General features: G+C 68.2%; 12 protein-coding genes. 7 read left to right on the forward strand and 5 right to left on the reverse strand.

The window, feature by feature from the left end; all coding sequences use genetic code 11:
* Nucleotides 1–57: 57 nt before the first annotated feature.
* The 7 genes from DES45_RS04925 to DES45_RS04955 all read left to right on the forward strand — a co-directional run bounded on the left by DES45_RS04925 (nucleotide 58) and on the right by DES45_RS04955 (nucleotide 9,263).
* Nucleotides 58–510 carry a hypothetical protein gene (locus DES45_RS04925; RefSeq protein WP_173950579.1) on the forward strand — a complete coding sequence of 151 codons (453 nt, stop codon included), beginning with the start codon at nucleotides 58–60 and terminating at the stop codon, nucleotides 508–510.
* A 158-nt stretch (nucleotides 511–668) separates the two neighbouring features.
* Nucleotides 669–2,147, forward strand: coding sequence for an AMP nucleosidase (locus DES45_RS04930; protein ID WP_425374261.1), 1,479 nt, complete (start codon nucleotides 669–671; stop codon nucleotides 2,145–2,147).
* Nucleotides 2,148–2,156: 9 nt separating this feature from the next.
* Nucleotides 2,157–3,029 (forward strand): DMT family transporter, encoded by an 873-nt coding sequence (locus DES45_RS04935; RefSeq protein WP_114768895.1) that lies wholly within the window; start codon nucleotides 2,157–2,159, stop codon nucleotides 3,027–3,029.
* A gap of 152 nt (nucleotides 3,030–3,181) precedes the next feature.
* Nucleotides 3,182–4,123, forward strand: a complete 942-nt coding sequence (locus tag DES45_RS04940; protein WP_245571584.1) for an ArsR/SmtB family transcription factor — start codon at nucleotides 3,182–3,184, stop codon at nucleotides 4,121–4,123.
* Nucleotides 4,123–5,028, forward strand: a complete 906-nt coding sequence (gene metF / locus DES45_RS04945) for a methylenetetrahydrofolate reductase [NAD(P)H] (RefSeq protein ID WP_114768897.1) — start codon at nucleotides 4,123–4,125, stop codon at nucleotides 5,026–5,028. Before DES45_RS04940 ends, metF begins: the two co-directional genes overlap by 1 nt.
* Nucleotides 5,029–5,076: 48 nt before the next feature.
* Entirely contained in the window at nucleotides 5,077–8,832 is a 3,756-nt protein-coding gene (metH, locus tag DES45_RS04950) for a methionine synthase (protein WP_114769428.1), read from the forward strand.
* A gap of 68 nt (nucleotides 8,833–8,900) precedes the next feature.
* Complete coding sequence (locus DES45_RS04955) at nucleotides 8,901–9,263, forward strand: DUF6717 family protein (RefSeq protein ID WP_114768898.1); 363 nt, start codon at nucleotides 8,901–8,903, stop codon at nucleotides 9,261–9,263.
* Between the two features lie 3 nt (nucleotides 9,264–9,266).
* Here the strand turns inward: DES45_RS04955 and DES45_RS04960 are convergent, their stop codons facing one another.
* The 5 genes from DES45_RS04960 to DES45_RS04980 form a co-directional block, all read right to left on the reverse strand.
* Complete coding sequence (locus DES45_RS04960; RefSeq protein ID WP_114768899.1) at nucleotides 9,267–10,499, reverse strand: ABC transporter permease; 1,233 nt, start codon at nucleotides 10,497–10,499, stop codon at nucleotides 9,267–9,269.
* The gene (locus DES45_RS04965) at nucleotides 10,496–11,221 is read right to left on the reverse strand and encodes an ABC transporter ATP-binding protein (protein WP_114768900.1); all 726 of its coding nucleotides are present in this window, start codon (nucleotides 11,219–11,221) and stop codon (nucleotides 10,496–10,498) included. Before DES45_RS04965 ends, DES45_RS04960 begins: the two co-directional genes overlap by 4 nt.
* Before the next feature lie 10 nt (nucleotides 11,222–11,231).
* Nucleotides 11,232–12,659, reverse strand: coding sequence for an efflux RND transporter periplasmic adaptor subunit (locus DES45_RS04970; RefSeq protein ID WP_147282346.1), 1,428 nt, complete (start codon nucleotides 12,657–12,659; stop codon nucleotides 11,232–11,234).
* An 82-nt stretch (nucleotides 12,660–12,741) separates the two neighbouring features.
* The gene (locus DES45_RS04975) at nucleotides 12,742–13,515 is read right to left on the reverse strand and encodes an N-acetylmuramoyl-L-alanine amidase (RefSeq protein WP_114768902.1); all 774 of its coding nucleotides are present in this window, start codon (nucleotides 13,513–13,515) and stop codon (nucleotides 12,742–12,744) included.
* A 4-nt stretch (nucleotides 13,516–13,519) separates the two neighbouring features.
* Nucleotides 13,520–14,245: a J domain-containing protein gene (locus DES45_RS04980; RefSeq protein ID WP_114769429.1), complete on the reverse strand. Its 726-nt coding sequence runs from the start codon at nucleotides 14,243–14,245 to the stop codon at nucleotides 13,520–13,522.
* Between the last annotated feature and the right edge of the window lie 65 nt (nucleotides 14,246–14,310).

Raw genomic sequence — 14,310 nt, forward strand, 5'->3', positions numbered from 1 at the left:
GGAGCAGGACGTCTATTTCAGGCATCGTCCCCGAACACGCTCCCGTTGGAGGGTGAGATGGTTCGCACCAAGTCCATTCTGACTGCCGGCTTCGCCGTCCTGGCGCTCGGCGGCGGCGCGCTGGCCTCAGGCCCCGCGGAGGCCGGCGCCAGCACCGGAACCTGGCGCAACGGCATGGTGGCCGGTCCCCGAGGCGTGGGTTATTACGGCGGCTATGGCTACGGCTATCGCCCGGCCGGCTACGGTTATCGTCCCTACGGCTATTACCGTCGTCACAACAATGGCGGAGCCGTTGCGGCGGGCCTGATCGGCGGCCTCGCTCTCGGGGCGCTCGCGGCCCGGCCCGCCTACTCCTACCCGGCCTATTCGTATCCGTCTTACCCGGTAACGTCCTATCCGGGCTATTACGGCACGGGCTATTATGGCGGTTCGTCCTGCTACACGGTCCGCGAGCGTGTCGTCGACGAGTGGGGCGAGGTGGTGGTGCGCCGCACGCAGGTCTGCGAGTAGGAACAAGGCGAGGCATCCTGTCGTTCTGCGGAGGCGGATCGCACCCGCCTCCGCGTCGGATCGCGTCCTGCCGCTTGGTCACCGGATGAAGACGGTTGGGTTCCTGTCGGAAACCGTGTATGACCCTTGAGGCACGAGACATGAGAAGAGACGTTTCCGTGCCCGCCGATCAGATCCCAGCCTTCCGAACTGTTGCCACTCCCGAAGAAGCCGTCGAGGCGCTGATCCATCTCTACGATGGAGCCATCGAGGCGCAGCGCGAAGCGCTGGAGCACTTCTTCTCGACGCACACGGCGCCGACACCGGGCGAGCGGGCCCGCTTCCGCTATCCCGAGCTGCGGCTCGTGTATCGTGCGACCTCGGTGCCACCGGTCAAGCAACGCGCCTACGCCAAGTTCCAGAGCCCCGGCGTCTACGCGACGACGATCACGCAGCCGGCCTTCTTCAAGAATTACCTGCTGGAGCAGCTGAACTATCTCGTGCGCGATTACGGCGCGACCCTTGAAGTCGGCGTCAGCGACCAGGAGATACCTTATCCTTACGTGTTCGAGCGCGGCGACGAGCTGGGTCGTGGCGCCCATTCGGCCGCGGAACTCGCGCAGCACTTCCCGACCCCGCTTCTCGCCAAGGTCGGCGACGAGATCGCCGACGGCACATGGCTCTTCCACGAAGGAGACCCGCGCCCGCTCTCGCTCTTCGACGCCGCGCGCGTCGACTACTCCCTGCGGCGCCTCGTACATTACACGGGGAGCGACTGGCGCTCGATCCAGCCCTGGATCTTGCTCACCAACTATCACCGATACGTCGACCAGTTCGTGCAATGGGCGGTCGGCGAACTGGCCAAGGAGGACAGCGAGTTCGAGCGCCTCCTGCTGCCGGGCGGCGTCGCGATCGAGCGCGGTCTGCACCAGAGCGCCGTCGCCGAGATGATCGCGTCATCGCCCTGGCATCGCTTCCAGATGCCGGCCTACCACCTCATCCACCGCAACGGGCACGGGGTGACGCTCGTCAATATCGGCGTCGGCCCGTCGAACGCGAAGAACATCACCGATCACCTGGCGGTGATGCGCCCCCATTGCTGGCTGATGGTCGGCCATTGCGGCGGCCTGCGCCAGTCGCAGACCATCGGCGATTACGTGCTGGCGCACGGCTATCTGCGGCGCGACCGCATCCTCGACGGAGCGGTGCCGCCGGAAATCCCGATCCCGGCGCTGGCCGAGGTCCAGGTCGCCCTGCAGGAGGCGGCCGCCCAGGTCACCGGCGACCGGGGCGACGACCTCAAGCGGCGCCTGCGCACCGGCACGGTCGTGACCTACGACGACCGGAACTGGGAACTGCGCTGGAGCCAGGAGCGGCGCCAGATCAACCTGTCACGCGCCATCGCGGTCGACATGGAGAGCGGCACCATCGCGGCCCAGGGCTACCGCCTGCGCGTTCCCTACGGCACGCTGCTCTGCGTGTCCGACAAGCCGCTGCACGGCGAGATCAAGCTGCCGGGCGCCGCCAACGCCTTCTACGAACGGGCCGTCGGCGAGCACCTCATGATCGGCCTCGCGGCGCTCGACATCCTGCGCGGCCAGCGCGCCTCGCTGCATTCGCGCAAGCTGCGCAGCTTCGACGAGCCTCCTTTCCGATAGTAGACCCGCATGCCCCGTGAAACCCTCGGCCTCGTCCTCGGCTTCGTCGGGGTGTGCATCTTCGCGGGGACGCTGCCCTTCACCCATCTCGCCGTCGAGGCCCTGAGCCCGCTCTTCATCACGGCGGGCCGTGCGGCGCTCGCAGGTCTTCTGGCGCTCGTCACGCTGGTTCTGCTGCGCAAGCCCTGGCCCACGCGGGGACAGCTCGGCACGTTCCTGCTCTCCGCGCTCTGCCTCGTGGCCGGATTTCCGGGGTTCACGGCCTTCGCCATGCAGAGCGTGCCGGCCTCCCATGGCGGCGTGGTGCTCGGCATCCTGCCGCTCGCCACCTCGGCCATCAGCGCCCTGATCGCCGGCGAGCGGCCGAGCCGCGCCTTCTGGGCGGCCGCCGTGGCCGGCGCCGCCCTCGTGGTCGGCTTTACCCTGCACGAGGGCGGCGGGTCCCTCGGTAAGGGAGACCTGTTCCTGCTCGCGGCGGCGCTGTCCTCGGCCCTCGGCTACGTGCTGTCGGGCAAGCTCGTCCGCAGCGGCTATGCGGGCTGGGAAGTGATCTCCTGGATCCTAGTCGTCTCCCTGCCAGTCACGATCCCCGTGGCGGTATGGACCATGCCGGACCCAGTCGCCGTCGTCCCGGCCTGGAGCTGGATCGGCTTTCTCTACGTGGCGCTGATGAGCCAGTACCTCGGCTTCTTCGCCTGGAACGCGGGCCTCGCCATCGGGGGCATCGCCCATGTGAGCCAGGTCCAGCTGCTGCAGACCTTCGTGACCCTGATCTTCGCCGCCTTCCTGAACAGCGACCCGGTCGAGCCTTCGGCCTGGGTCGTGGCCGCCGGCGTATTCCTGCTGGTCGTCCTGGCGCAGCGGGCCAAGGTCCGCCGCTGAGCCAGGCAGGCAAGGATTCACTTGCCGGCGCCTCGCAGAAGATATAAACATATCTTTATATGTGAGAGCGAGATTTCGTCTTGGCCGAGACAGCATCCCCATCCCTGGACCTGACCCTGAGCATCCTCCGGGCCGCCGCCGAGGAGACGCGCATGCGGATCCTGGCGCTCCTGACCGAGGGCGAGCTGTCTGTCTCCGACCTCACGGACATCCTCGGCCAGTCCCAGCCGCGCATCTCCCGTCACCTCAAGCTCCTGGTGGAGGCGGGGCTCGTGGAGCGGCACCGGGAGGGGGCCTGGGCCTTCTTCCGCCTGACCGACCGCGGCACCGCCCAGCGCATCCTGCGCCCGATGCTCGACAGCCTCGACCGTTCCGACCCGCAGCTGCTCGAAGACCGGACCCGCCTGGAAACCGTCCGTGCCCAGCGGGCCCAGGCCGCCCAGGCCTTCTTCTCGCGTCTTGCTCCCGACTGGGACCGCATCCGTTCGCTTCATGCGCCCGAGACCGTCGTCGAGGCGGCCGTGCTCGATGCGCTGGGTCCGAAGCCGATCCGCAATCTCGTCGATCTCGGCACCGGCACGGGCAAGATGCTCCAGCTTCTCGCGCCGCGGGCCGCCCGCACGGTGGGGCTCGACGCGAGCCACGCCATGCTGTCGGTCGCGCGCGCCAACCTGGAAAAGGCGGGCCTGTCGCGCATCGAGCTGAGGCAGGGCGACATCTACGCGCCGCCGTTCCCGCGCAACAGCTTCGACCTCGTGGTCATCCACCAGGTGCTGCACTACCTCGACGATCCGGCCCGGGCGATCCGCGAGGCGGCCCGCCTCGTGTCCCCGGGCGGGCGCATGCTGGTGGTCGATTTCGCGCCTCACAATCTCGAATTCCTGCGGGAGGCCCAGGCCCATCGCCGCCTCGGCTTCGCGCCCGAGCAGGTTGCGGCCTGGCTCGACGAGGCCGGGCTCGACTGCACGCTCACGCGCCAGCTCGCCCCTCAGAAGAAGGCGGACGAGCAGCTCGTCGTATCCCTGTGGCTGGGCCAGGATCGCCGGGTGGCGACGGATTGGCCTCTGATCGAATCCAACAAAGAGGTCGCCTGATGTCGCCGCTCGCCCTTCGCCCCAGCCGTCAGGATTCCTGCTCGATCCGCGTGTCGTTCGAGTTCTTTCCGCCCAAGACGCCCGAGATGGAGGCGACGCTCTGGTCCTCGATCGAGCGCCTGGCGCCTCTCAGCCCGCAGTTCGTGTCCGTGACGTACGGTGCCGGCGGTTCCACCCGCGAACGCACCCACGCGACGGTCGCGCGCCTCGTGCGCGAAACTCACCTCAAGCCCGCTGCCCACCTCACCTGCGTGGCCGCCACCAAGCCGGAAGTCGACGACGTGGTGCGCTCCTACTGGGATGCGGGCGTCCGGCATGTGGTGGCGCTGCGCGGCGATCCCGTGGGCGGCCTCGGCACGGCATACGCGCCCCACCCGGGCGGCTATGAGCGGACCTGCGATCTGGTGGCCGGCATCAAGGCGATCGGCGATTTCGAGGTGTCGGTGTCGGCCTATCCGGAGAAGCACCCGGAAGCGACGTCGCTCGATGCCGACATCGACGTGCTGAAGGAGAAGGTCGATTGCGGCGCCGACCGCGCCATCACCCAGTTCTTCTTCGACAACGACCACTACTTCCGCTACCTCGACCGGGTCCGTGCACGCGGCATCGACATCCCGATCGTGCCAGGCATCGTGCCGGTGCAGAACTTCAAGCAGACGGCGAACTTCGCGGCCAAGACCGGCGCGAGCATCCCGTCTTGGCTCGCCGCCCGCTTCGAGGGCCTGGACAGCGACGTGGACACCCGCAAGCTCATCGCCGCCGCCGTCGCGGCCGAGCAGGTGATCGACCTCGTCGATCGCGGCGTCAGCGAATTCCACTTCTACACCATGAACCGCGCAGACCTCGTCTATGCGATCTGCCACCTGCTCGGATTGCGCGATCAATCCGTCAGGGCCGCCGCCTAAAGCCTCCTCCTCATGCCCGGCCGCGTTGCCTCGGCGAAAGAAAAGAACATGACGACTCTCACTCCTTCTCCCGCCGATGGTGCCGATGTCCTGAAGGCGCTTCGCGAAGCCGCGTCGCAGCGAATCCTCGTGCTGGACGGCGCCATGGGCACCGAGCTGCAGAGCTACCGGTTCTCGGAGAAGGATTTCAGGGCTGAGCGCTTCAAGGACTGGAAGCAGGACGTCAAGGGCAACAACGACCTTCTCATCCTCACCCAGCCCGATGCGGTGCGCGACGTTCATCTCGCCTATTTCCGCGCCGGCGCCGACATCGTCGAGACCAACACCTTCTCGGGCACCTCCATCGCCCAGGCCGATTACGGCATGGAGGAGATCGTCTACGAGCTGAACTACGAGGGCTCGCGGCTGGCCCGCGAGGCCGCGATCCTGGCCGAGAGAGAGGATGGCCGCCGCCGCTTCGTGGCCGGCGCCGTCGGCCCGACGAACCGCACGCTCTCGATCTCGCCGGACGTGAACAACCCGGGCTATCGCGCGGTGACGTTCGATCAGGTTCGCGAATCGTATGCCGAGCAGGTGAGGGGGCTCATCGACGGCGGGTCGGAGATCATCCTCATCGAAACGATCTTCGACACGCTCAACGCCAAGGCGGCGATCGTCGCCACGCAGCAGGTCTTCGCCGAGCGCGGCGTGACGCTGCCGATCATGATCTCGGGCACGATCACGGACCTGTCCGGCCGCACGCTCTCGGGCCAGACGCCGACCGCCTTCTGGCATTCGGTGCGCCATGCCGAGCCGTTCTCCGTCGGCCTCAACTGCGCGCTGGGCGCCCGCGAGATGCGTGCGCACATCCAGGAGATCGGCAAGGTCGCCGACACCCTGGTCTGCGCCTATCCGAATGCGGGCCTGCCGAACGAGTTCGGCCTCTATGACGAACGCCCGGAGGCCACGGCCCGAATGCTGGCGGAGTTCGCCGATGCGGGCCTCGTCAACGTGGTCGGCGGCTGCTGCGGCACGACGCCGGCCCATATCCGCGCCATCGCGGAAGCGGTCGCCGGCAAGGCGCCGCGCCAAGTGCCTGAGGCAAAGCCGCTGATGCGCCTCTCGGGCCTCGAGCCCTTCGTGCTGACGCCGGACATCCCGTTCGTGAACGTGGGCGAGCGCACGAACGTCACGGGCTCCGCCAAGTTCCGCAAGCTCGTCACCAACGGCGATTACGCAGCCGCCCTCGACGTGGCGCGCGACCAGGTGGCGAACGGCGCGCAGATCATCGACGTGAACATGGACGAGGGCCTGCTCGATTCCGAGAAGGCCATGGTCGAGTTCCTCAACCTCGTGGCCGGCGAGCCGGACATCGCCCGCGTGCCGGTCATGGTCGACTCGTCGAAGTTCCACGTGATCGAGGCCGGCCTGAAGTGCATCCAGGGCAAGGCGATCGTCAACTCGATCTCCATGAAGGAGGGCGTCGAGGCCTTCATCGAGCAGGCGCGGATCTGCCGCTCCTACGGCGCCGCGGTCGTCGTGATGGCCTTCGACGAGCAGGGCCAGGCGGACACGCTGGAGCGCAAGGTCGAGATCTGCACCCGCGCGTACAAGATCCTCACCGAGGAGGTCGGCTTCCCGCCCGAGGACATCATCTTCGATCCCAACGTCTTCGCGGTCGCGACTGGCATCGAGGAGCATAACGGCTACGGCGTTGCGTTCATCGAAGCGACCCGCATCATCCGCGAGACGCTGCCGCACGCCCACATCTCGGGTGGCGTGTCGAACCTCTCGTTCTCGTTCCGCGGCAACGAGCCGGTGCGCGAGGCCATGCACTCGGTGTTCCTGTTCCACGCCATCAAGGTCGGCATGGACATGGGCATCGTGAACGCGGGCCAGCTCGCCGTCTACGACGAGATCGACCCGGAGCTGCGCGAGCTCTGCGAGGACGTGGTGCTCAACCGCCGTCCCGACGCGACCGAGCGCCTCCTCGAGGCCGCGCCCCGCTTCAAGGGCGACGGTGCGGGTGCGGTGAAAACCGCCGATCTCGAATGGCGCTCCTGGCCGGTCGCGAAGCGCCTGGAGCACGCGCTCGTCAACGGCATCACCGAATTCATCGAGCAGGACACGGAAGAAGCGCGACAGGCCGCCGAGCGTCCGCTGCACGTGATCGAAGGCCCGCTCATGGCCGGCATGAACGTGGTCGGCGACCTCTTCGGGGCGGGCAAGATGTTCCTGCCGCAGGTGGTCAAGTCCGCCCGCGTGATGAAGCAGGCTGTGGCCTATCTCATGCCGTTCATGGAGGCCGAGAAGGAAGGCTCCGGCGCGGCCGCGCGGTCCGCCGCCGGCAAGGTGCTGATGGCGACCGTGAAGGGCGACGTCCACGACATCGGCAAGAACATCGTCGGCGTGGTTCTGGCCTGCAACAACTACGAGGTCATCGATCTCGGCGTCATGGTGCCGGCCCAGAAGATCCTGGAGACCGCCCGCAAGGAGAACGTCGACATCATCGGGTTGTCGGGGCTCATCACGCCGTCCCTCGACGAGATGGTCAACGTGGCGAGCGAGATGGAGCGCGAGGGCTTCGACATCCCGCTACTCATCGGCGGCGCCACCACGAGCCGCGTGCATACGGCGGTGAAGATCCACCCGAACTACAGCAAGGGCCAGGCGGTCTACGTGACCGATGCGAGCCGCGCGGTCGGCGTGGTGTCCTCGCTCATCTCGCCCGAGATGAAGGGCGCTTATGTCGAGACGATCCAGGCCGAGTACCGCAAGGTGGCGGACGCCCATGCCCGCTCCGAGGCCGACAAGCAGCGGCTGCCGATCGAGAAGGCCCGCGCCAACGCGCCGAAGTTCGACTGGTCGTCCTACCAGCCGCCGAAGCCCACTTTCACGGGCGCCCGCGTGTTCCGCAGCTATGACGTGGCCGAGCTCGTGCCCTATATCGACTGGACGCCCTTCTTCCAGACCTGGGAGCTGAAGGGGCGCTATCCGGCGATCCTGGAGGATGCCGAGCAGGGCGAGGCGGCACGCCAGCTCTTCGAGGACGCGCAGGCCATGCTCAAGCGCCTCGTGGACGAGCGCTGGTTCAACCCGAAGGCCGTGATCGGCTTCTGGCCCGCCAACGCGATCGGCGACGACATCCGCCTCTTCACGGGCGAGAGCCGGTCCGAGACGCTCGCCACCTTCCACGGCCTGCGCCAGCAGCTTACCAAGCGCGACGGCAAGCCGAACCTGTGCCTGTCGGATTTCGTGGCGCCCGTCGAGAGCGGCAAGGCGGATTACGTGGGCGGCTTCGTCGTGACGTCCGGCATCGAGGAGGTCCGCATCGCGGAGCGGTTCGAGCGCGCGAACGACGACTATCAGTCGATCCTGGTGAAGGCGCTCGCCGACCGTCTCGCGGAGGCCTTCGCGGAGCGCATGCACCAGCGCGTGCGCACGGAATTCTGGGCCTATGCCCCGGACGAGGCTTGCTCTAACGAGGACCTGATCCGCGAGGAATACCAGGGCATCCGCCCGGCTCCCGGCTATCCGGCCCAGCCCGACCACACCGAGAAGGCCACCCTGTTCGACCTGCTCGGGGCGGAGCGCCGGATCGGCGTGGCGCTCACCGAATCCTACGCCATGTGGCCGGGCTCGTCCGTGTCGGGCCTCTACCTGTCGCATCCGGAGGCCTATTACTTCGGCGTCGCCAAGGTCGAGCGCGACCAGGTCGAAGACTACGCGGCGCGCAAGGGCATGAGCATCCCGGAGGTGGAGCGCTGGCTCTCGCCGGTCCTCAACTACGATCCGGCCCGCTACCGGGCGATGGCGGCGGAGTGACGCGACCGGTGGCGTGAGGCCGGACGACGACCCAAATCAGAGGATCGTTTCCTCTGATCGGTGTCGCCATGGACGTCTCCACCCCTCCCGCCAACGCCCTCCTCGTCATCCAGCCCTACCGCTCGCACGGCACCTGGGTGTTCGACGATCCGGCCGTGGGGCTCGTGCGCGAGCCCTTCGTGTCCGGCATCCCGCAGATGATCGACGATGCGGTGAGGAACATCCCGAACGCACCGAACGGCTTCCGGCTGATCTTCTCCACCGCGCCGTTCCCAGGCTACCAGGTCGAGCTGACCCTGCTGCGGGAGGAGTATGGCGGGAACTGGTACCGGGAGGAGGGCAAGAACCGCGAGGGCTGGCTCTGCCCGGCGCTGTTCAAGTACTTCGCCAAGCCGCCGCAGAAGATCTACGCCAAGGCCGAGCCGATCTAAGTCTCATTCCCGCCGCAGGGCCTCGATGGGGTCGAGCCGTGCGGCGCGCTGCGCCGGGTAGAAGCCGAAGAAGATGCCCACCAGCGCCGAGAAGCCGACCGCCAGGATGATGGCGTTGGTCGAGACCAGCGATGGCCAGCCGGCGAGCTGCGCCACTAAATAGGCTGCGCCTGCGCCCAGCCCGACGCCGAGCGCGCCGCCGATGGTGGAGAGCGTCGTAGCCTCGATCAGGAACTGGCTGAGGATGTCGCGCGGGCGCGCGCCGACCGCGAGCCGCAGGCCGATCTCGCGGGTGCGTTCCGTCACGGAGACCAGCATGATGTTCATGATGCCGATGCCGCCCACGAGCAGCGACACCGCCGCGACGGCGGCGAGCAGCATGGAGAGCGTGTTGGCGGAGGCCGAGGCCGTGTTGGCGATCTCGGTCAGGTTGCGGATGGAGAAGTCGTCCTCCTGCTCGCCGACGATCCGGTGCCGCTGGCGCAGCAGGGCAGTCATGGTCTCGATGCCAGGCTCGATCTCCTCCTCATTGGCGAACTTCACGAAGATTGATCCCACCGAGCCGTCCTTGGCGTAGTTGCGACCGATCACGCGGCGGCGGCCCGCATCGAGCGGCACGAAGATCACGTCGTCCTGGTCCTGCCCGAAGGCGGACTGTCCCTTCGGGGCCATGACGCCGATCACCCGGAACGGCACGTTTCGCACGCGCACCGTCTGGTCGATCGGATCGTCCTCGCCGAACAGGTTGCGGGCGACGGTCTGGCCCAGGATGATCACAATGTCGCCCCGGCGCACCTCCTCCGGATCGAAGCCCCGGCCGGTCGCCACGTCCCATTCGCGGGCCTGGAACCAGTCGAGATCGACGCCGTAGATGCGCGTACCCCAGTTGCTCGCGCCGGCGACCACCTGCGCGCCGCCCTGCACGAAGGGCGCGGCCGCCACGACCCCGTCGACCTCGCGCCGGATCGCCTCCGCGTCGTCGCTCGTGAGCGTCGAGGCCGCGCCTGCGCCGAGGCGCGCGCCGCCCTGGGTGACGTTGCCAGGCGTCACGATGGCGAGGTTGGCGCCGAGGGAGCGGATCTGCTGGTCGACGAGGTTTCGCGCGCCGGACCCGATCGCCACCATGGCGATGACGGCCGCGACGCCGATCACGATGCCCAGCATGGTGAGCAGGCTGCGCAGGGCATTCGCCGCGATGGCCGAGAGGGCGGAGCGGATCGCTTCAACCAGTCTCATGCGGCGCTCTCCGCCGCGATGAGGTCGCGCGCATCGAGCGGCGTCTGGCGGTGATCCTCCAGCACGCGCCCGTCCTTGAAGCGAACAAGGCGGCGGGCATGGCGGCCCACATCGGCGTCGTGGGTGACGAGGACCACCGTCACGCCTTCGCGGTTCAGCTCCTGGAACAGCCAGAGGATCTCCGCCGCGGTGCGGCTGTCGAGGGCGCCGGTCGGCTCGTCGGCGAGCAGGAGCTTGGGCCCGTTCACGAGGGCGCGCGCAATGGCGACGCGCTGCTGTTGGCCGCCGGAGAGCTGCATCGGACGGTGATGCCAGCGCTCGGCGAGGCCGACGCGGGCCAATGCGGCGTGAGCCTTTTCGCGCCGGGTCCGGCGGTCGACGCCCGCATAGACCATCGGCAGCGCCACGTTGCCGAGCGCATCGACGCGGGGCAGCAGGTTGAACTGCTGGAACACGAAGCCGATCTCCCTGTTGCGCAGCCGCGCGAGTCCGTTCGCATCCAGAGTCTCGACCGCGGTGCCGGCGAGCCGGTAGGTGCCGTGAGTGGGTCTGTCGAGGCAGCCGATCAGGTTCATGAACGTGGACTTGCCCGAGCCCGACGGCCCCATGACTGCGACGAAGTCGCCCTCGTCGACGTCGAGGGAGACGTGGTCGAGCGCCACGACGCGGCCGGCATCGAGGTCGTACACCCGTCCGAGATCGCGCGTTTCGATGAGCGCCATGGCCCGGTCCTCAGAACATCCGGGGCGGCCGCGGGCGTGCGCCCGGCCGCGATCCGCCAGGTTCCGATCCGCCGCGCGAGCCCGCACCGACGATCACCGCATCGCCTTCCTTCAGCCCGCCGCGCAGCACTTCGGTGTAGCTGCCGTCGGTCGCGCCGACGCGGATCGGCACGGCCTGCGGCGAACCGTCGGCCGCCAGGCGGTAGACGCGGGCGCTGCTGCCCTCGTCGGCCTCCGCTGTCGCCGGCTCCCGTGAGCGTCGTCCGGCCTGCTGCCGCGGCGCGGAGCCGTCGGCCGCCACGGCCACCGGCTGCGCGGGCCGGAACCGCAGGGCGGCGTTGGGAATGCGGAGCACGTTCTCCCGCTCGTCGGTGATGATCTGGAGATTGGCCGTCATGCCAGGCAGGAGCGCGAGATCCTGGTTCTTCACGCCGATGACCGCCGTGTAGGTCACCACGTTCTGCACCGTCTGCGCACCGAGCCGCACCATGCGCACGGTGCCGTCGAAGCTGCGGTTCGGATAGGCGTTGACCGTGAAGGTCACGTGCTGGTCGGGCTTGAGGAGCCCTACGTCGGCCTCGTCGATATTGGCGTAGATGTCGATCTCCCGCAGGTCCTGCGCGATGGTGAAGAGCGTCGGGGCCGAGAGTGAGGCCGCCACCGTCTGGCCCAGCTCGATGTCGCGCTTGACCACCACGCCGTCCACCGGGGAGCGGATGTCCGTGCGGGCGAGGTCGATCTCGATGTCCTTCAGCTTGGCCTGACGCTGCAGGATGAGCGCCTCGGCCGATTTGAGGCCGGCCTCCGCCAGGGCGACGTCCGCCTTCAGGCCTACCGTCTCGGCTTTGTTGGAGGCGATCTGGGCCTCCGCCGAGGCGAGGGCGGCCTTCTGGACGGCAACCTGCGTTTCCGCCTGCTCGAGGGTGGCCTGGGCGCCGACGGCGCGGGCGTTCAGGGTGGTCTGCCGCTCGAAGTTGCGCTGGGCGTCCTCGAACTGCGCCCGGGCCTTGTCGCGCTGGGCCGCGAGATCGAGCGCGACCGCCTCCGCGCGCTGGAGGGCAGACCTCGCCTTGTCGATCTGCGCCCGCTTGGTGTCCCGGTCGGCCTGGGCCTGCGCGAGGTCAGCCTGCGCGGCGTCGCGGCGGGACTTGATCTGCTCCGAATAGAGGCGCGCGACGACCTGGCCTTCCTTCACGGGGGTGTTGTAGTCGGCCAGGATCTCGACCACCTGGCCGGAGAGCTGCGAGCCGACGAGAACGGTGGTGACGGGGTTGAGCGTTCCGGTGGCGCGGACGCTGGCGACGATCGTGCCCCGGTCGGCGCTGGCGAGCCGGTAGGCCGCATCGGACGCGTTGCCGCCCGTGGGGCGCCACAGGAAGAACCCCGCGGCGCCGGCGAGCGCCAGAACAACCACAACCCAGAACCAGACCCGACGCACCGGCGAAATCCCCGCGAAGACCACCATGGCCTTGAGGGGGAATTGTGGCCGAAATCTCGTTCGAGTTCGAGTTAACTCTTTGTCATGCGGTCGCAATCGGCGGCCGGGCGGCGATGAGGTTCCGCAGGGTGGTGATGGTCGAGGCATCGGCGACGCCATCCACGCGCTCGGGCCGGAAATGCCGTTGGAAGGCCGCCACGACCTTTTCCGTGTCCTCGTCGAAGGTGCCGTTGATCCTGAGGCCGTAGCCGTACATGGCGAGCATAGCCTGGAGCGCCTCGATGGGCATGCCCTGGTCGCCGCGTGAGAAGAAGCGCCCGTCCCGCATGGGAGCGGGCGGCACCCAGTGGCCCACGCCGGCGCGGTGGAGGCTCTCCCAGGGAAATGTCTCGCCCGGGTCGAGCTTGCGGCCCGGCGCCACGTCGGAATGGCCGAGCACCCGAACGGCCGGGATGCGCCAGCGAGTCACGATGTCCCGGGTGAGCGCGATCACGCTCTCGATCTGCGCGTCGGGGAAGGGCGGCAGCCCGCCCGGATGCCCCGGATTGGCGATCTCGATGCCGATCGAGCGGGAATTGATGTCGGTCTCGCCGTCCCAGGTCGAGACGCCCGCATGCCAGGCGCGGCGCGCCTCGGGCACCATCTGCAGCACGCGCCCGTCCTCGAACACGAAGTAATGGGCCGAGACCTGCGAGACCGGGTTGCACAGCCATTGCAGCGCCTCGCCGGAATCGGGCATGCCGGTGTAGTGCAGCACCAGCATGGTGGGGCGCAGGCCGTCCTTCCGCTCCCCGTGGTTCGGCGAGGGAAAGACCTTCGCGGCGACCGAACTCTCGGGAGTCAGGGGAGGGCTCATCGCGTCACCCGATCTTCCGTTCGGCCGCGATGCGCTCCCAGGCGGCATTGATGGTGGCGAGCCGTTCGGTGGCGATCTTCACGGCCTCCGGCGGAAGCCCGCGGGCAATCTCCCGGTCGGGATGGTTCTCGGCCACGAGCTTGCGGTAATGCCGCTTCAGCTCATCGTCGCTCATGTCGCGGCTGGCGTTGAGGATCAGATACGGGTCGTCGGCGAGGCGCACGTGGCGGGCCGCGATCCGCTCGAAATCCTGCTGGCTGAAGGAGAAGATCGTCGCCACGTCCTTCACGTAGGCGAACTCGGCCTCGTGCACCGCCTCGTCCGCCTTCGCGATGTGGAAGAGACCGTCGAGCACGTCCTCGAGGAGCGCTGGCTCGTCCTTGAAGGCATCGGCGATCTGCTGCGCATAGGCCTCGAAGCCGTCGGTGGTTTCCATGGCGAGGCGGAACAGGCGGGAGACGCGGTCGTGCTCCTCGGCCGGAACCTCGACCACCTGCTCGAAGGCCTTGATCTCCCGGTCGACCACGATGCCGTCGGCCTTCGCCATCTTGGCCGACAGGGCCACGAGCCCCATGGTGAACAGGACATCGCGCGGCGGGCGCCCAAACGGCGCGCCTTCGCGATCCACAAGCATGTGACCGGCTACGCCGCCGAGCAGGGCGCCGATCGGACCCCCGAGCGCGAGTCCGATGCCCGCGCCGCCCAGCTTGCCCCAGATTGACTGAATCATCGTCATTGAGTGGTACGCTCAAGACACGTCAAAAGCAAAGAGGCCGGAACGGGTTCCGGCCTCCA

Source organism: Microvirga subterranea (genome assembly GCF_003350535.1).
In the GTDB taxonomy this organism is placed as follows: domain Bacteria; phylum Pseudomonadota; class Alphaproteobacteria; order Rhizobiales; family Beijerinckiaceae; genus Microvirga; species Microvirga subterranea.